Annotated in this window: 16 protein-coding genes; 5 read left to right on the top strand and 11 right to left on the bottom strand. The window is 71.2% G+C overall.

Annotation, left to right across the window (positions count from 1 at the left end):
• The first annotated feature begins 33 nt into the window (after nt 1–33).
• Nucleotides 34–2,286 carry an ATP-binding protein gene (locus ACQPZX_RS30935; protein WP_433362785.1) on the top strand — a complete coding sequence of 751 codons (2,253 nt, stop codon included), beginning with the start codon at nt 34–36 and terminating at the stop codon, nt 2,284–2,286.
• On the opposite strand, the gene ACQPZX_RS30930 is transcribed toward ACQPZX_RS30935, so the two are convergent.
• Genes ACQPZX_RS30930 through ACQPZX_RS30915 form a run of 4 tightly spaced genes read right to left on the bottom strand, consistent with a single transcriptional unit; the run spans nt 2,281 to nt 5,520 of the window.
• On the bottom strand, nt 2,281–3,201 hold the full coding sequence (locus ACQPZX_RS30930) for an ABC transporter substrate-binding protein (protein WP_433362782.1): 921 nt from the start codon (nt 3,199–3,201) through the stop codon (nt 2,281–2,283). The two genes, ACQPZX_RS30935 and ACQPZX_RS30930, sit on opposite strands and share 6 nt — an antisense overlap.
• A 2-nt stretch (nt 3,202–3,203) precedes the next feature.
• Complete coding sequence (locus ACQPZX_RS30925; protein WP_433362779.1) at nt 3,204–3,863, bottom strand: ABC transporter permease; 660 nt, start codon at nt 3,861–3,863, stop codon at nt 3,204–3,206.
• Complete coding sequence (locus ACQPZX_RS30920; protein WP_433362776.1) at nt 3,860–4,510, bottom strand: ABC transporter permease; 651 nt, start codon at nt 4,508–4,510, stop codon at nt 3,860–3,862. The genes ACQPZX_RS30925 and ACQPZX_RS30920 overlap by 4 nt, the downstream gene beginning before the upstream one ends.
• Nucleotides 4,507–5,520 carry an ABC transporter ATP-binding protein gene (locus ACQPZX_RS30915; protein ID WP_433362773.1) on the bottom strand — a complete coding sequence of 338 codons (1,014 nt, stop codon included), beginning with the start codon at nt 5,518–5,520 and terminating at the stop codon, nt 4,507–4,509. Before ACQPZX_RS30915 ends, ACQPZX_RS30920 begins: the two co-directional genes overlap by 4 nt.
• 107 nt (nt 5,521–5,627) lie before the next feature.
• Between ACQPZX_RS30915 and ACQPZX_RS30910 the strand changes: the two genes are divergently transcribed.
• On the top strand, nt 5,628–7,052 hold the full coding sequence (locus ACQPZX_RS30910; RefSeq protein WP_433362770.1) for an aromatic amino acid lyase: 1,425 nt from the start codon (nt 5,628–5,630) through the stop codon (nt 7,050–7,052).
• 11 nt (nt 7,053–7,063) lie between these two features.
• Here ACQPZX_RS30910 and ACQPZX_RS30905 read toward each other — a convergent pair whose 3' ends face one another.
• Both ACQPZX_RS30905 and ACQPZX_RS30900 read right to left on the bottom strand, forming a co-directional pair.
• Nucleotides 7,064–7,717, bottom strand: coding sequence for a hypothetical protein (locus ACQPZX_RS30905; RefSeq protein ID WP_433362767.1), 654 nt, complete (start codon nt 7,715–7,717; stop codon nt 7,064–7,066).
• Nucleotides 7,707–8,207, bottom strand: a complete 501-nt coding sequence (locus tag ACQPZX_RS30900; RefSeq protein ID WP_433362764.1) for a sigma-70 family RNA polymerase sigma factor — start codon at nt 8,205–8,207, stop codon at nt 7,707–7,709. The genes ACQPZX_RS30905 and ACQPZX_RS30900 overlap by 11 nt, the downstream gene beginning before the upstream one ends.
• 83 nt (nt 8,208–8,290) lie before the next feature.
• On the opposite strand from ACQPZX_RS30900, the gene ACQPZX_RS30895 reads away from it, so the two are divergent.
• A complete protein-coding gene (locus ACQPZX_RS30895) occupies nt 8,291–9,052 on the top strand; it encodes a hypothetical protein (RefSeq protein WP_433362761.1) in 762 nt (253 codons plus the stop codon).
• A gap of 122 nt (nt 9,053–9,174) precedes the next feature.
• On the top strand, nt 9,175–10,083 hold the full coding sequence (locus ACQPZX_RS30890) for a haloalkane dehalogenase (RefSeq protein WP_433362758.1): 909 nt from the start codon (nt 9,175–9,177) through the stop codon (nt 10,081–10,083).
• Here ACQPZX_RS30890 and ACQPZX_RS30885 read toward each other — a convergent pair.
• Both ACQPZX_RS30885 and ACQPZX_RS30880 read right to left on the bottom strand, forming a co-directional pair.
• The gene (locus tag ACQPZX_RS30885; protein WP_433362755.1) at nt 10,080–10,580 is read right to left on the bottom strand and encodes a cysteine dioxygenase; all 501 of its coding nucleotides are present in this window, start codon (nt 10,578–10,580) and stop codon (nt 10,080–10,082) included. The two genes, ACQPZX_RS30890 and ACQPZX_RS30885, sit on opposite strands and share 4 nt — an antisense overlap.
• The gene (locus ACQPZX_RS30880) at nt 10,577–11,461 is read right to left on the bottom strand and encodes an amidohydrolase family protein (protein WP_433362752.1); all 885 of its coding nucleotides are present in this window, start codon (nt 11,459–11,461) and stop codon (nt 10,577–10,579) included. The genes ACQPZX_RS30885 and ACQPZX_RS30880 overlap by 4 nt, the downstream gene beginning before the upstream one ends.
• 119 nt (nt 11,462–11,580) lie before the next feature.
• On the opposite strand from ACQPZX_RS30880, the gene ACQPZX_RS30875 reads away from it, so the two are divergent.
• Nucleotides 11,581–12,564 carry a LacI family DNA-binding transcriptional regulator gene (locus ACQPZX_RS30875; RefSeq protein ID WP_433362749.1) on the top strand — a complete coding sequence of 328 codons (984 nt, stop codon included), beginning with the start codon at nt 11,581–11,583 and terminating at the stop codon, nt 12,562–12,564.
• A gap of 58 nt (nt 12,565–12,622) precedes the next feature.
• Here the strand turns inward: ACQPZX_RS30875 and ACQPZX_RS30870 are convergent, their stop codons facing one another.
• The 3 genes from ACQPZX_RS30870 to ACQPZX_RS30860 all read right to left on the bottom strand — a co-directional run bounded on the left by ACQPZX_RS30870 (nt 12,623) and on the right by ACQPZX_RS30860 (nt 15,800).
• The gene (locus ACQPZX_RS30870) at nt 12,623–13,201 is read right to left on the bottom strand and encodes an HdeD family acid-resistance protein (RefSeq protein WP_433362746.1); all 579 of its coding nucleotides are present in this window, start codon (nt 13,199–13,201) and stop codon (nt 12,623–12,625) included.
• 86 nt (nt 13,202–13,287) lie between these two features.
• Nucleotides 13,288–14,781 (bottom strand): aromatic amino acid lyase, encoded by a 1,494-nt coding sequence (locus tag ACQPZX_RS30865; RefSeq protein ID WP_433362743.1) that lies wholly within the window; start codon nt 14,779–14,781, stop codon nt 13,288–13,290.
• Entirely contained in the window at nt 14,778–15,800 is a 1,023-nt protein-coding gene (locus tag ACQPZX_RS30860; RefSeq protein ID WP_433362740.1) for an ornithine cyclodeaminase family protein, read from the bottom strand. Before ACQPZX_RS30860 ends, ACQPZX_RS30865 begins: the two co-directional genes overlap by 4 nt.
• Between the last annotated feature and the right edge of the window lie 17 nt (nt 15,801–15,817).

Here is a 15,817-nt window from a genome sequence, read left to right as displayed (position 1 = left end):
CATCCCCCTCCGACGTTACTTAGAGTAGCTTCCGTGGGGGTACGCGGTGAGCGGATCGCCGATCGGTCCTGGTGGACCGTCGGGCGCATGCTCACCGTGGGCTTCCTGCTGGCGCTGCTGGCCCTGGCCGTGGTGGGCGCCAGCGCGTACGTCCGGATCGGCGCCCTGATGGAGAGCCAGGCGCCGCTGCAGCGCTCGCACCTGCTGCTCGGCGAGATCGGGCGGCTCGGCGACGGGGTGAACGGCCTCGACCGCACCGCCCGCGCCTACCGCGAGAGTGGCAGCGCCACGTGGATCCAGGCGCTGCGCAACGTTTCCGCCGCGGTCGCCGGCGACCTGGGCCGGGTCCGCGAGGACAGCCGAGGCGACCCCATCCACCAGGAGATCCTCGACCGGCTCCAGCCGTTGATCGAGAGCCGCCTCGCCCAGTATCAGAAGGCCGCGGACCAGCGGAAACCTACCACCGTGACCACCGACATGGCCGCCGTGCAGACGCTGGTCAGCCAGCTGCACACGCACGAGGAGCAGCGCCTCGCCGAGCAGTTGCGGGCGAACGACGCCAGCGCCCGGCGCACCCGCAACCTGATCCTCTGGGTGTCGCTGGGAACGGCGGCGCTGGTGGCGCTCTGCGCGCGCTGGATCACCGGGCACATCACCGCGCCGGTCCGGCGGGTCACCGCGGCGGCGCAGCGGGTGGCCCAGGGCGACCTGAGCCGGCGAGCCGAGGTGAGCGGGCCGCAGGAGCTGGCGCAGATGGCGGCGGCGGTGAACGCCTCGATGTCCGCGATGGTCGCGGCCCGCGACGAGGCGGTGGCGGCCGCGGCGGCGAAGTCGGCGTTCCTGGCGACCATGAGCCACGAGATCCGTACGCCGATGAACGCCGTGATCGGGATGACCGGGCTGCTGCTCGGCACCGACCTCGACGTGCGGCAGCGGGAGCTGGTCGACACCGTGCACGCCAGCGGCGAGTCGCTGCTGGTGATCATCAACGACATCCTGGACTTCTCGAAGATCGAGGCGGGCGAGCTGTCCCTGGACGAGCGGCCGTTCGCGCTCGGCCCGTGCGTGCACCAGGCCATCAACCTGGTGGCGCTTACCGCGGACGCGAAGGGGCTGCACCTGTCGGCGCACCTGGCCGACGACTGTCCCGCGGCGGTGATCGGGGACGAGAGCCGGATCCGGCAGATCCTGGTCAACCTGATCGGCAACGCGGTCAAGTTCACCGACCACGGCGCGGTCACGGTGACCGTGACCACGGTCGACGGCCGGGTCCGGTTCGCGGTCCGGGACACCGGCATCGGGATCCCGCACGACCGCCTCGACCGGCTCTTCCTGCCGTTCTCCCAGGTCGACGCGTCAGTGGCGCGCGGCTACGGCGGCACCGGCCTCGGGCTGGTGATCAGTCAGCGGCTCGCCGAGGCCATGCACGGCGGCATCGCCGTGGACAGCACGCCCGGCCAGGGGTCGACCTTCACCGTGACGGTGCGGCTGCCGGAGACCGACTTCATAGCGGCGGCCGTGGAAGAGGCGGCGCCGGCCGCTCGCCCGCTGCGCGTGCTCGTGGCCGAGGACAACCCGATCAACCAGCGGGTGGCGCAGCTGCTGCTGGAGGGTCGCGGTCACCGGGTGGAACTGGCGGCCGACGGGAGAGAGGCAGTGGCGGCCGTCCATCGTACGAAATTTGATCTGGTCCTGATGGATGTGCAGATGCCGGTGCTGGACGGCCTGGCGGCGACCGAGCAGATCCGCGCCCATCCGCCGGTGCACGGCGCGCCCCGGATCGTGGCTCTGACCGCGAACGCGATGGTGGACGACCGGACCGCGAGCAAGCGGGCCGGCATGGACGGTTTCCTCGCCAAGCCGATCCGCCAGGCCGAGCTGGACGCCGTGCTGGCGGGCGCGGCGGCCCACGCGGACGTGACCGAGATCGTCGAGCGGTCCGAGGCGGAGAACATTCGCGACTGGGTGGACGGGATGGCCGCCTCGGTGGGCGGCGACCGCGCGAAACTTGCCGAGATCCTGCACAACTTCGCCGACCGGTTGCCCGCGACTTTGACCAGGATGGAGCACGCGGCTTCGGCCGGTGACGCCCGCAACCTGGCGCGGCTCGCGCATTCCTTGAAGGGTTCGTCGGCCACCCTCGGGGCGAACGAGTTGGCCGCGCTCTGTGCCGAGGTGGAGGAGCGGGCGCGCGAGGCGCGCCCGCCCGAGATCCATGAACTACGTGCGCACGCCGGCGCGGTGACCAGCGTTATGCGCGAACTTTCCGCCGAGCTTTCGTCATGACAGGCCGTTGTCCGCCAGGAAAGCTTTCGCGACCGCCGCGGTGTCCTGCTTGTCGACCTGCACCTTGGCCAGGTACGTGGTGAGGTTCTCGGTGGTCAGCTTGGCCGAGACCGCGTTGAGCGCGCCGCTCACCGTCGGGTTGTTCGCCTCGCTGCGGATCAGCGGGAGGATGTTCTCGGCCAGGTAGAGGTTCTTCGGGTCCTCGAGCACGACCAGGTTGTTGGTCTTGATCGCGGAGTCGGTGGAGAAGATGTTGCCGACGTCGATCTGGCCCTTGAGCAGCGCGTTCAGGGTCAGCGGTCCACCCGCGTCGAGCGGTTTGAAGGTCTTGAACTTCACCCCGTACAGCTGGTCGAGGCCCTTGAGGCCCTGGTAGCGCTCCTGCCATTCGGGGCCGGCGCCGATCGACAGGGTGCCCGCGACCGGCTTGAGGTCCTCGATGGTCTTGAGGTTGTGCTTGGTCGCCGTCGCCTGGGTGACGGTCAGCGTGTCCTTGTCCTCGGCGGCCGACTGCTCGAGCACCTCGGTGCCGGCCGGGAGCACCTTCTTGAGCGCGGCGAGCACGTCCTCCGGGCTGCTCACGCCCTCGGGCGCGCCGCCCTTGGACAGCGCCGAGAGCAGCGCGCCGTTGTACTCCGGCAGCAGGTCGATCGAGCCGTCCTGCAGGGCCTTGAGGTACAGCTCGCGGGCGCCGATGTTGAACTGGCGCTTGACCTGCACCTGCTTGGCCTCCAGGGCCTGGGCGTAGATCTCGGCGAGCAGCTCGCTCTCGGCGAAGTTGGCCGAGCCGATCGTGACGGTCGAAGGCGCGTTGCTGCTTTTGTCGGTGTCGTTGCTGAGCGGGTCCTCGTTGGCGCCACAGGCGGCGAGCATCGAAATCGCCGCTACAGCGGCAAAAATGCGGATATGTCTCATTCTCATGACCTTTCTCGGAGTCCGGGGGAGACGATCCGGCGCTGCACGAGGGCGAGCACCAGATCCAGTACGACCGCCAGCACCGCGACGACGATGGCGCCGGCCAGCACACGGGAGTAGTCGTTGACGGCGAGGCCGTCGATCAGCAGGCGGCCCAGGCCGTTGAGGCCCACCGCGGCGGCCACGGTCGCGGTCGCCACCACCTGGAGCGCGGCGCTGCGGAAGCCGCTCATCATCACCGGCAGCGCCATCGGCAGCTCCACCTTCATGAGCACCTGCCAGGGACGCATCCCGACGCCCCTCGCGGCGTCGACGACCCGGTGGTCGATGGAACGGACCCCCGCGTACGAGGAGGTCAGTACCGGCGGGATGACCAGCACCGTCAGCGCGATGAGCACCGGCAGCAGCCCGAGCCCGAGCAGCGTGACCATGAGCATCAGCAGCCCGAGCGTCGGCAGCGACCGGCCGGCGTTGCCCGCGTTGATCGCGATGAACGAGCCGCGTCCGGTGTGGCCGATCCACAGCCCGATCGGCAGCGCGATGATCGTGCCGATCAGCAGGGCCAGCGCCGAGTAGTAGAGGTGGGACAGGATCAGCTGCGGGATGCTGCCGTCCTCGGTGAGGCTCCAGTGCGCCGGATCGAACAGGTACGAGAGGTTCACGCGGCGCCCCTCTGGAATCGGGTCCACGGTGTGACCAGCCGCTGGATCAGCACGATGACCAGGTCGGCCAGGCCGGCGAGCAGCACCGACAGGATGATGCCGACCAGGATCGGCTCCACGTAGAACAGCTGGAAGCCGCGCGTGAACAGCTGGCCGAGCCCGCCGACGCCGATCAGCGCCCCGACGCTCACCAGGCTGATGTTGGCCACCGTGGCGACCCGCAGCCCGGCCAGGATCACCGGCAGCGCGACCGGCAGCTCGACGTCGACCAGCCGGCGCAGCCGCCGGTAGCCCATCGCGGTGGCCGACTGCACGATCAGGGGGTCGACGTTGCGCAGGCCGTCGGCGACGGTCCGCGCGAGCAGCGCGACGGTGTAGATGGTCAGTGCCACCACGATGTTCAGCGGCGAGAGAATCTTCGTGCCGAGGATGACCGGCAGGAAGACGAACAGCGCCAGCGACGGGATCGAGTAGAGCACCCCGGCCGTGTTGACCAGCGGGTGGTAGAGCCAGGGGAAGCGGACGCCGAGGTAGCCGATCGGCAGGCTCAGGACGAAGCCGATCAGCACCGGGATCAGGGCCAGCGCGACGTGTTGCTTGAGGGCCGCGAGGATCGTCTCCCAGTTGTTCGAAAGGTAGGTCGTCATTTCTTCTTCCGTCCGGCCAGGTGGTCGACCAGGTCGTGGTGGGGCACGACGCCGTCGGCCTCGCCGTCGGAGTTGACCCGCACCGCGACCCCGGCCGGCGAGGTGATCGCCAGGTCGGTGACCAGCCGCAGCGAGTCGGCGCTGGTGAAGGTGGCGATCTTGTGGACGTCGCCGCCGATCCGCCAGCCCACCGGCCTCTTCGCCTCGTCGAGCACCAGGTCGGGCGCCTCGGAGACGGGCCGCACGGGCAGGTCGGCCGCGGTGTCGAAGGAGAGGCTGCGCAGCCCGCGGTCGCGCCCCACGAACTCGGCCACGAACTCGTCGGCCGGGCTCTCGAGCAGCTCGCGCGGGGTGCCGACCTGGGCGAGCACGCCGCCCTGCCGGAAGATCGCGACGACGTCGCCGAGCTTGATCGCCTCGTCGATGTCGTGGGTGACCATCGCGATGGTCTTGCCGAGATCCTGCTGCAGGCGCAGGAACTCGCGGTGCAGACCTTCGCGGACGACCGGGTCGACCGCGCTGAACGGCTCGTCCATCAACATGATCGGCGGGTCGGCGGCGAGCGCCCGGGCCACGCCGACGCGCTGCTGCTGGCCGCCGGAGAGCTGGGCGGGGTAGCGGTTGGCGAACTCCGGCGCGAGCCCGACCCGGTCGAGCAGGCCGAGGGCGTCGGTGCGGGCCTGCCGGCGGGTCCGGCCGAGCAGCATCGGGACGGTCGCGACGTTGTCGAGCACCGTACGGTGCGGGAAGAGGCCGGCGTGCTGGATCACGTACCCGATGCCGCGCCGCAGCAGCGCCTCGTCCCGCCCCGCGATGTCCTCGCCGTCGATCAGCACCCGCCCCGACGTCGGGCTGATCATCCGGTTGATCATCCGCAGCGACGTGGTCTTGCCGCAGCCGGACGGTCCCACGAGGACCGTGGTCTTGCCGGTCGGGAGCTCGAGCGAGAGATGATCCACGGCCGTGCTGCCACCCGGGTAGACCTTCACGACATCCTCGAATGTGATCATGGCGCTCCCGGCTCGGTGAATGAGGCTATTCATACTCGCGGGGTAGTGAATAAGATGTCAACGCTCCGCGGGAGCCCTTTACGCTCCTGAAACTAGGTGGTGTCGATATGAGCGCAAGTGTCCGGCTCGACGGGCGGTCGTTGACGATCGACGGACTGATCGCGCTCGCCTCCGGCCAGTCGTCGCTCGTCGTCGACCCGGCCGCGCTGGCGCTGGTCGCCGATCGGCACGACGTGCTGCTCGCGGCCCAGGCACGCGGCGCCGTCTACGGCGCGAACACCGGCGTGGGCGCCAACCGGCACGAACGCACCTCCGACGACGGCGCGCACGCGTTGCGACTGCTGCGCAGCCATTGCGCCGGCGTGGGCCCGATCGAGGACGACCTCACCGCGCGAGCCACGATGGTCACCCGCCTCAACCAGATCCTCGCCGGCGGCTCCGGCATCTCCCAGCCGGTCGCGGCGGCCCTGGCGGACGCGGTGCGCGACGGCGCGGTCCCCACCATGCACTCGTGGGGCGCGATCGGGACGGCCGACCTGGCCGCGCTCGCCGAGCTTGGTCTCACCCTGGCCGGCGAACGTCCGTGGCGTTCCGGCGCCGGCCCGGTCACCAGGATCGGCGCCACGGATGCCCTGCCGATGATCTCGTCGAGCGCCCTGACGGTGACGACGGCGGCGCTGGCCCTGGATCGCATGCGCAGCCAGCTGCGCGCTTCCGTCGTGGTCGGGGCGCTGACCTTTCTTGCGCTTCGAGGCAACCCCGAGGCGTACGACTTCGCGGTGCACGCGGCGCGGGCCCACCCCGGCCAGGCGGAGGTCGCGTCCTGGCTGCGCGAGCTGGTGGCCGGGTGCGGCGATCCCGCCCGGATCCAGGACCCGTTCGGCCTGCGCGTCCTGCCCCAGGTGGCGGCGCCGGCCCTGCACGCGGCCCTGACCCTGCACGAGGTGGTGATCGGCGAACTGAACGCCGCGGTCGAGAACCCTCTGGTCACCGAGGACGGCGTACGGCACCACGGCCAGTTCCACACCGCGACACTGGCGTCGCAACTTGACGCCGTACGCGGAGCCTTTCTCCCGGTCTTGTCGTTGTCGGCGGCCCGCCTGGGTTTGCTGATGCGCCCCGACATGACGGGCTTGCGGGCATTCCTGGCCGACGGCCCGCCCGGCAGCTCCGGCCTGATGATCAGCGAGTACGTGGTCCAGGACCTGCTCACCGAGATCCGGGTAGGAATGCAGCCCACGGCGGCCGGAACGCTGACCATCTCGCTGGGCCTGGAGGAGCACGCAAGTTTCGCGACCCAGGGCGCCCGATCGCTGCGAACAATGACGAAACTCGCGCCGACCCTGCTGGCCGCCGAGCTGGTGGCCGCGGTCCGGGCGCTCCGGATGGCACCCGGCCGCCTCACCGACGGGACGGCGCGAGAGGCCTTCGATCTGGCGGCAAGGTCCTTGGACGCGTCGATGGACGACCGCCCGCTGGGCGACGACCTGGCCCGGGCGGCCGACCTCCTCCCCAAGCTCGGAGATCTTTGACGGGCGGGGTGTCAACCGGAGCGCTGGAACGCCGCGGTCTCGTAGATCGTTCGTTGCGCCAGCAGGTCGGTGGGGCCGCAGCTGTCGGCCAGCACGCTGACGTGCAGGCTTCCGCCGGAGAGCGTCAAACGGTAGGCGGCTTCGCAGGCGTCGCCGGTGGCCCGGACCTGGATCAGCGGCCCATCGAGCCGATAGCCGCCCCGCCAGCCGGCTTCGAGTTCGCGGCCGTCGGCGCTGACGAACACCGCCCACTCGGTCGGCGTCACGCGGAGCACGATTCGGTACTGCCCGGCGGGGCCGTCCATCGGAGGCCCTAGGAACGCCGTGGCCTGGGCGCTGCTCCCGCCGGCCCGCTGGTACGTGCGGGCCCAGTCGCCCGCGGACAGGGACGGCGTCTGCCAGGTGCCGATCAGATCCGCGCGCGAGGGCGGCGCGGCCGCGATCACCGGGGCCGTCGCGGATTTCCCGCCCAAGCCGATGATGCCGAGCGGGATGGCGGCGACGGCCAGCAGAGCGGCCAGGACCACGGCGCGCCGATGGGTGCGGCGGCGCCGCCCGCGGACGGTGGCCTCCTCGAGCAGGGTGTCGACCGGCGGATCGACCGCCTCGGCGGCGCTGGTGAGCGCCAGGCGCATTCGACTGTTCAGGTCCGCGTCAGTGGGCATCGTCGAGCTCCCTGTCGGCGAGCGTGGCGGCGAGCGCCTGCCGGGCCCGGTGCAACATCACCTTGGTCGCCGTGGTGGTGCAGCCCAGCAGATCGGCCACCTCGGCGACGGGACGATCCTCGTAGTAATGCAGGGCGACGGCGGCGCGCTGCCGGGCCGGCAAGGCCGCAGTGGCCCTGAGCAGGTCGATGTCCATGGGGGCCGGCGCGGCGGCCGGCGCGTCCGCGGACAGCTTGGTCAGCTGGAGGCGTTGCCGGTCGCGGTGCGCCGCCCGGACCGCCAGGCGGATCGCGACCCGGCGCACCCAGGCGTGCGGGGCGTCGTACCGCGCGATCTTGGCCCAGTGGAGATAGAGCTGGACGAAGGCGTCCTGGGTGATGTCCTCGGCGTGCTCGCGGTCGTACAGGACCAGGTACACGGTGCGGGCGACCGCCCTGAACTCAGCCAGGTAGAACGCGGCGTAGTCGGCCGTCGGAGCCAGCGCAATCACCCCCCACCCGGACACAGACGCGGGATGCCGGGTGGGTTACGAGGTGCCGTAACCCACCCGGGCCGCTGCGGCTGTGCATGGGTATGAGCACATCGCAGCGAACCGTATCGGCGGCCGTTGCCACCGCCGTCATTCTTCTCGCCGGGTGCGACTCGGGCGACGGCAAATCCGGCAGCGACGACAAGGCCCAATCCGCCCAGCCGTCGCCGGCGTCGAGCGCGGCATGCCCGCCGGAGGGTGGCACCTGCCGCGGCGATCTGGTGGCCGGGACCTACCACACGGCGACATTCCAGCCGGCCATCACCTACACGGTGCCGGCCGGGTGGGCCAATGGCATCGACCTGCCGCGCAACTTTCTGCTGGCGCGTCCGGGCGACCCGGTGCTCGACTTCTTCGGCGGCAACGCCATCACGATCATGTCCAACGTGGTGGCGGCATCCCAGCACTGCGACGAGAACGGCGAGCCGGGCGTGGGCCGCACGGCCGGCGACCTGGCACGGTGGCTCGACGGCCTGCCCGGCGTCACGGCGAGCACCCCGCGGCCGGCGACCGTCGGCGGTTGGCCGGGCTTCGTCCTCGACGTCCAGCTCGCCAAGGGATGGACCAGGACCTGCCCGATCGCCGAGGAGCCCATGGTCCCGCTGCTGCAGACCGGCGACCCGGCGCAGTTCCACCCCACCAGCACGTTCCTGCCGGAGGGTGGATCCAGCCGCCTCTACCTCCTCGACGCGCCGGGCGGCGGCACCGTCCTGATCAACATCATCGACATCCCCGGCGGCATCACCTTGCAGAGCTACCTGCCGGCGGCGACCCCCATCGTCGAGTCCATCTACTTCGGCGCCTAGGCAGAGCGCTCCCGGAGCCGGCTTCATACGACACGCGGCGCGCTCTCGCTCCCGCCCGAGCAGGACCATGCACTACGCTGACGCTGTCCCGCGCCCGAGGATCCATCGATGAGGGAGACGTCGTGGTCGAGGCGCTGCGTACCCCGGACGATCGCTTCCGCGGCCTGCCCGACTGGGATCACGAACCGTCGTACCTCGAGGACCTGCCCGGCTACGAGGGATTGCGGGCGCACTACGTCGACGCCGGCCCGCGCGATGCCGTGCACACGTACCTGCTGCTGCACGGCGAGCCGACGTGGGCGTATCTCTATCGCAAGATGATCCCGATCTTCGTGGCGTCCGGCGGGAGGGTTGTCGCGCCGGACTTCTTCGGCTTCGGGCGGTCGGACAAACCGGTCGATCAGGCCGTGTACACGTTCGACTTCCATCGCGACTACCTGCTGCGTCTGGTGGAGCGTCTCGACCTGAGGGACATCACGCTGGTCGTCCAGGACTGGGGCGGTCTGCTCGGGCTGACCCTGCCGATGGACGCCGGGTTCGCGCCGCGGCTGTCCCGGCTGCTGGCGATGAACACCGGGATTGCCGTCGGGACCTCCCCGGGCCAAGGTTTCGAGGATTGGCGCGCCTACGTCGTGGCGCATCCGGACCTCGCGGTCGGCGCACTGCTCAAGCGCAGCGTGCCGACGCTGAGCGATGCCGAGGCCGCGGCATATGACGCCCCGTTCCCCGATGTCTCGTACAAGGCGGGCGTGCGAGCCTTCCCGCAGTTGGTGATGACCGAGCCGGAGATGCCGGGCGTCGCGATCTCCCGGGAGGCGCAGCGATTCTGGTCCACCTGGGACGGCGCGAGCTTCCTCGCCGTCGGCAGCCAGGATCCGGTGCTGGGCGTAGCTGCGATGGAACGACTCCGCCGGACCGTCCGTGGAGCGCCGGCGCCGATGGTGCTGACCGACGCCGGCCACTTCGTGCAGGAACGCGGCGACGTGGTGGCGCGAGCCGCCCTCGCGGCCTTCGCCCAGGACAATCCCTAGTCGAGCGGCCGCAGCTCGTCCGCGTAGCTGACCGCGTGCCGGCGCAGCACGCCCCTCGCGCTGATCGAGTACTGGCCCATCCGCCACAGCGGCGGCGAATACGCGTGGATGGACACCGAGCCGTCGATCGCGCCGGCCATGCGGTGGATGTGGTCGGGGCCGAACGCGAAAACCCGCCCCGAGCCGACCACCCGCGTCACCGGCGCGCCGGCCATGCGGGGCGTGGCCTCCGAAACCGCGCCGAGCGTCACCGCGACCGCGCCCGAGGAAATGTCGTGGTCGTGCCAGCCGGTGTCGTCGGAAAGATTCCAGCAGAGCACCCAGACGTCGATGTCGCCGTCGCGGTAGAGCTGCGCGTAATGCCGTTTGCCGGTGTCGTGCCGCACCAGTGGCTGCCACAGATCGGGTCGCGCGGCGACGTCGGTCACCCAGGCCTTCAGCTCGCGCGGGGTGAGGACCCGGCCGGGCAGCACGGGCAGGGTGTCGACCAGCGTCATCGCGGCTCTCCGATCAGGACACGAGGGTTGGCGGTGAACATGGCGTGCGCGAAGGCCGCGCCCAGGCCGGGGTCGGCCGATTCCGCGTACGGGCGGTCCGAGCCGTGCACGATCGGGTCGACACCGACGACCCGGACCATCGCGTCGATGGCGCGCGTGCCGTAGGAGGAAGTCTCGTAGAAAACTTTCGCGTCGACCGGGCCCAAGTTTCCGCCGCGGGCGGCGAGCCGCTCGTGGTGCAGCGGGGCGAGGCCGGCGAGCGCGACGAAGGCGATGCGCAGGCCCGGGTGCCGCGACCGGCCGGCTATGTGCCAGGCCAGCCAGGACAAATGCAGTTGCGACACGTACGGGCCCAGAGCCGGCCACCAGGCGGGCAGGCCGGGGTCGCCCTCCGGCGCGGGGCCGGGATGCACGAGCACCGGTTTGCCGGCGTGCTCCGCCTCGTCGAGCAGCGGCGCCATCCGGGCCACCGCGGCCGGGTCGCCGAGTGCGGTCGCCGGGAGCTGCAGGCCCGCGACCCGCTCCTCGCGCAGCACCTTGGCCAGCCCGTCCGGGTCGGGGTCGGCGACCGAGGCGGCGGCCCACACCCGGAACGGGTCGGGAAGCTCGAGGGCGCTCTCGTGCCAGACGTCGATCAGCTCGGCGCCGTCGGGCCCGGCGAGGTGCTCGATGCCGAGCGGGCTGGAAAGCGAGACGAGAACTTGTTCGGAAGTTTCCTTCTCCTGGCGGGCGGCGACGTCGTGGGCGGCCGGGTCGACCTCGTAGGGCGGCTCGCCGGGCAGGTGCAGCGTCCAGCCGCGCAGGAACGGGAACTCGCCGCGGCGGCGGAGCGCGTCGAGCAGGCGTGGGGGCCAGAGATGCTGGTGGCAGTCGATCACCATGACGGCTCCTGCCTAGGAGGGAAGCGCTTCACTCAATGCATCGAGTGAAGCGCTTCCGTCCCCTGGGCACAAGGGCTTCTCACCAGCTGAGCCGGGCGGGGCGGTGTTACTCTCGGCCGGTGTCTGGACAGCGACGCACGCTGCAAGACCTGGCGGACGCGGCGGGCCTGTCGCTGGCAGCGACGTCGTACGCGCTACGCGGCGTACGCGGATCACCGGCCACCATCACCCGGGTGCGGGAGCTGGCCGAGAAGCTCGGCTACACGGTCGACCCGATCGCGCGGGCGCTGGCCAGCGGCCGTACGGGATCAATCGGCGTGAGTGGCTCCCTGCGCGACCTGTGGCAGCAAGATCTTTCGGTGCTCTTGACCCGGGCCCTGCGCAGCCAGGGCAGTTACGCCACGATCGCGGACGCCGACGCCGACCCCGAGCAGGAACGCCTGATCGTCGAACAGTTCGTGGCCCAGCGCGTCGACGGCGCCCTGGTGTCGCCGGTGGATCCGACCGCGAAATATTGGCGCCTGCTCGGTCCTGAGGTCGCGGTGGTCGCGATCGGCGACGCGCTGACCAGCCGGCCCGGGTCCGGCAGCGTCCTGTTCGACAACCGGTACGGCGTCGAGGCGGCCCTGGCCCACCTGGCGGAGCTGGGCCATCGCCGGATCGGCCTGCTCGCGCCCGCCCTGCCCTCGACGCCCGGCCGCCCCGCTCAGGTGCTGGCGGCCGAGGTTGCCACGCGCCTCGGCGTCGACCTGATGGAGATCTCGGCGCCGGCCGCCACCGTGGACGCGGTCGAGGTAGCCGCGGAGCTACTAGCCGGTCCCTCGCGCCCGACCGGGGTGTTCTGCCTGAGCGATTCGCTGGCTTTCGCGGTCTATCGCGCCGTCCGGGAGGTCGGGTTGCGGTTGCCGGAGGACCTGTCGGTGGTGGGGTATGACGACCATCAGCTGGCGGCCCTGGTGGATCCGGGCCTGACCACGATGGCATGGGACGAGGACGCCATCGTGGCGGCGGCCGTGAAGCAGTTGGAGGGGCCGGCCGACCCCGCGCCGCTCTTCCGCCCGGAGCTGGTGGTGCGCGGCTCGACGAGCCGCCCGCACGCCTGAGCCGCGCGCGACTCAGGCGTGCGCTCACGCGGTCTCGCGTGCGACGCCGGCGTGTTGCTCAGGCGGGCGTGAGCGTCCGGTCCGCACGCCGGATCGCGAAGGCCAGGATGATCGCCGAGACCGCGCGGATCAGCGCCATCAGGCCGACCCAGAACAGCACCAGGAAGGCGCGTGTCTGGAGGTTGAAGACGCGGTCCGAACCGGAAACCCAGAGGGCCAGCAGGATCAGCAGCACGCCGGTCACGAGACCGAGCCACCAGTACGGATTCTCCGCGCGCGACGAGACACCGCGGACGATCTCGAAGGCGCCCTCCAGCAGCAACACCAGCCCCAGCACCGAGACCAGGGCGAAGAACGTGTTGACCGGGCGGATGAGCGCCCACAGGCCGCCGAGCAGGAAGATCACCGCGATCACGTAGTGCAGGACCTTCCAGCCGCCGCCGACCATGGTGGCGACGAAGATCTCGTTGAGGCCGGCCACGATGAACAGCACCCCCAGCAGCAGACCGACGGTGGCCAGCGAGGTCACGTTCGCGCGCAGCACGAGCCACGCGATGACGAGCCAGCCGAAGCCGGCCAGCAGTTCGACCCACCAGTACTTGCTGCGCTCGGGCAGGAGCATGCGTCCCTCGAACATTGACACTCCTCACGATTCAACGCGGAACGCCAGTGTCGGGGACCTGGTCCGGGCAGGGAATCATCCCCGTCGAATGAACCCGGCGTTCAGGGTTGATCCTCGGCCGCCCAGTCGTCTGCCAGCAGCTCGACGATGCGGTCGAGGTCGCGACCGAACGGCCGGTCGGCCGTTCCGCCCGGTAACGCCGCGGCGATCTGGTCCAGCGCGGCCCGGCCACGACCGGTCAGGCCGTCGGCCGGACCGCCCAGCAGCCGGGCCTGATGGACGGCGAGAAGCTCGCAGGCGAGCACCTCGCGCAGGCCGGCGATGGCCTCGCCGAGGCATTCGGCCGCCTCGAAGCAGAAGCTCTGCACGTCTTCCTGACCCAGCGAGGTCTCCATGGCGCCGACCAACGCCGGCACGGCGAAGCGCCGTAGCCGGTGCGCGGCGCCGACGGCCCGCTTGTGGACGGTGACCATGCCGGCGTGCAGCCCGGGCGCGTCGGAGAGCTGCCGGGGGAGACCGGTGATGTCCGCGTCGAGCAGTCGATGCAGCCGGGCCGCGCCCAGCTCGGCGAGATGCACCAGAGCGGTGGTCAGCGCCCCGGCCGCGGCGGCGAGGTCGGTGCCCGCAAAACCGAAGGTCCCGGCGAACCGTCCGTCGAGGTGCGCGGGGGAGTCGGTGACGGCGGCGAGCGCCCGGTCGGCCGCCGCTTCCAGCCCGGCCACCGCGCGCAGGGCGACGGCGAGAGCGGGTGCGGTGACCCGGAACGACACCGGCGCCTGCAACCGCCGGACCGGCCCGCCAACGCTCGTCGCCTCGCTACCGAGCAAACCGCGCATGGTGGCCAGAACCGTGGCCAGCTCTTCGCTGTCGGCGAGGGCGGGGTGCAGTGGGTCGTGGCTGGCTCTGATGATCGCGTGGGAGGCAGCTGAGGCGATCAGGATCTGGCTCAGCAGGATGCGGGTGTCTTCCGCCGCGAGGGTGGCCAGGGCGGTCAGGCCGGGGACGCCTTCGAGGAAGGCGACGCCCTCCTTGGCTTCGAACGGGCGCGGGGCCAGGCCGGCGGCGGCCAGCGCCGGACCTGCGTCAACGACCGCGCCGGAGGCGGTGAGCGCCTGGCCGGCGCCGGTCAGGGCCGCGCCGGCGTGGGCGAGTGGGATGATCTCGCCGGCCGCGCCGCCGCGCAGGGGGATTGCCGGGACGACGTCGGCGTCCAGGAGGGCGGCCAGGAACTCGCACAGCGAAGGGGACGCGCCGGCGGCGGGGTGCAGCAGGGTGCGCAGGCGGGCGGCGAGCAGGGCGCGGGACTGGTCGCGCCGCAGCCACGGGGCCGAGCCTACCGCGCGGCCGATCATCAGGGTGTTCTGCTGGCGGGTCTGGGCCTCGGCGTCGAGGCGGACGCCGGCCATCGCGCCCATGCCGGTGTTGACGCCGTAGACGGGGCGGTCGCCGGCCAAGTCGTCCAGGGTGGCGCGGCGGGTCGCGGCCAGGTCGTCGAGCAGCCCGGGGGCGAGGACGATCCGGCAGCGGGAGCGGGCCAGCGAGGCGATCACCGCCCGCGAAAGATCCTCGGGCCGCCGGATCTCGTGCGTGGTCATCGGTAGCGGAGCATGGTGCCGGCCTCCGCGGCCTCGGCTCGGGTGAGGATCAGGTGGGCCAGGGCCACGTCGAGGATGGACAGGCCGCGGTGCCAGAAGAGGATTCTTTCGTCGTCGGTTTCGCGGCCGGCCTTGCGGCCGCTGACGATGTCGCCGATCTCGGCGTAGACGCTCTGCTCGGTCAGGCGGCCGGTGTCGACGTGGGCGCGCAGCGCGCCGAAGCGGCCCGAGCGGGACTCGCGCCAGTCGTCGACGACCACCTTGTCCATCACGTCGAGGAGGTTCAGCTCCACCGCGCTCACGGTGCCGTACGGGACCACGAACGCGCCTCGCTTGACGGCAGCCGTACGCAAAAGTGGGGTTGGTTTCTCCAAGCGCGAAGCCTCGACGAGGATGTCGGCGTCGGCGAAAGTTTCCTCGGCGGTCGCGACGGCGCGCACGGGAATTTCCGTCACCTCGCGCAGGCGGGCGGCGAAGGCTTCGCGCGACTCGGGGCGGCGGCTGGTGACCCGGATCTCCTCGAGCGGGAACAGGCTGTCGAGCATGGTGACATTGGAAAACGCCGTGCCGCGCGCGCCGATGTGGCCGAGGATCCGCGAATCCCGGCGGGCCAGATATTTCGCGCCGACGGCGGTCATCGCGCCGGTGCGGACCTCGGTGATCAGGGTGGCGTCCATGATCGCGAGCGGGATGCCGGTGGTGGGGTCGAAGACGGTCATCAGCGCGAGCTCGCTGGGCAGGCCCTTTTCGTAGTTCGGCACGAAATCGCCGACCACCTTGACGCCGCTCAGGCCGTGCTCGCCGAGGGTGCCGACGTGGCCGCGGAGAATGTTGAAGTGGCCTGCGCCGCCATTCTCGGGGACCAGATGCGTGCGTGGCTCGAAAACTGTCTCGCCCCGGCCGTGCGCGCCGACCACCGACTCGACGGCGCCGATGACCTCGTCGTTCGCGATGCCGAGGGCGTCGATGTCGGCGCCGGAGAGAAACCGTAGCCAGATCGCCGGGCTCCCGTGAATCATGTAATGCACCCTATAAC

Source organism: Actinoplanes sp. CA-142083, from assembly GCF_050942195.1.
Taxonomy (GTDB): domain Bacteria; phylum Actinomycetota; class Actinomycetes; order Mycobacteriales; family Micromonosporaceae; genus Actinoplanes.
Note: the sequence above shows the minus strand (reverse complement) of the source record. Positions and strands in the feature narration are given on the sequence as shown.

Bases quoted from the DNA above. Each gene is read 5' to 3' on its own strand.
- ACQPZX_RS30880 (WP_433362752.1), bottom strand. From the start codon at position 11,461: ATGGTGATCGACTGCCACCAGCATCTCTGGCCCCCACGCCTGCTCGAC.
- ACQPZX_RS30860 (WP_433362740.1), bottom strand. From the start codon at position 15,800: ATGATTCACGGGAGCCCGGCGATCTGGCTACGGTTTCTCTCCGGCGCC.
- ACQPZX_RS30895 (WP_433362761.1), top strand. From the start codon at position 8,291: ATGAGCACATCGCAGCGAACCGTATCGGCGGCCGTTGCCACCGCCGTC.
- ACQPZX_RS30920 (WP_433362776.1), bottom strand. From the start codon at position 4,510: ATGACGACCTACCTTTCGAACAACTGGGAGACGATCCTCGCGGCCCTC.
- ACQPZX_RS30865 (WP_433362743.1), bottom strand. From the start codon at position 14,781: ATGACCACGCACGAGATCCGGCGGCCCGAGGATCTTTCGCGGGCGGTG.
- ACQPZX_RS30930 (WP_433362782.1), bottom strand. From the start codon at position 3,201: ATGAGACATATCCGCATTTTTGCCGCTGTAGCGGCGATTTCGATGCTC.
- ACQPZX_RS30885 (WP_433362755.1), bottom strand. From the start codon at position 10,580: ATGACGCTGGTCGACACCCTGCCCGTGCTGCCCGGCCGGGTCCTCACC.
- ACQPZX_RS30870 (WP_433362746.1), bottom strand. From the start codon at position 13,201: ATGTTCGAGGGACGCATGCTCCTGCCCGAGCGCAGCAAGTACTGGTGG.
- ACQPZX_RS30910 (WP_433362770.1), top strand. From the start codon at position 5,628: ATGAGCGCAAGTGTCCGGCTCGACGGGCGGTCGTTGACGATCGACGGA.
- ACQPZX_RS30905 (WP_433362767.1), bottom strand. From the start codon at position 7,717: ATGCCCACTGACGCGGACCTGAACAGTCGAATGCGCCTGGCGCTCACC.
- ACQPZX_RS30915 (WP_433362773.1), bottom strand. From the start codon at position 5,520: ATGATCACATTCGAGGATGTCGTGAAGGTCTACCCGGGTGGCAGCACG.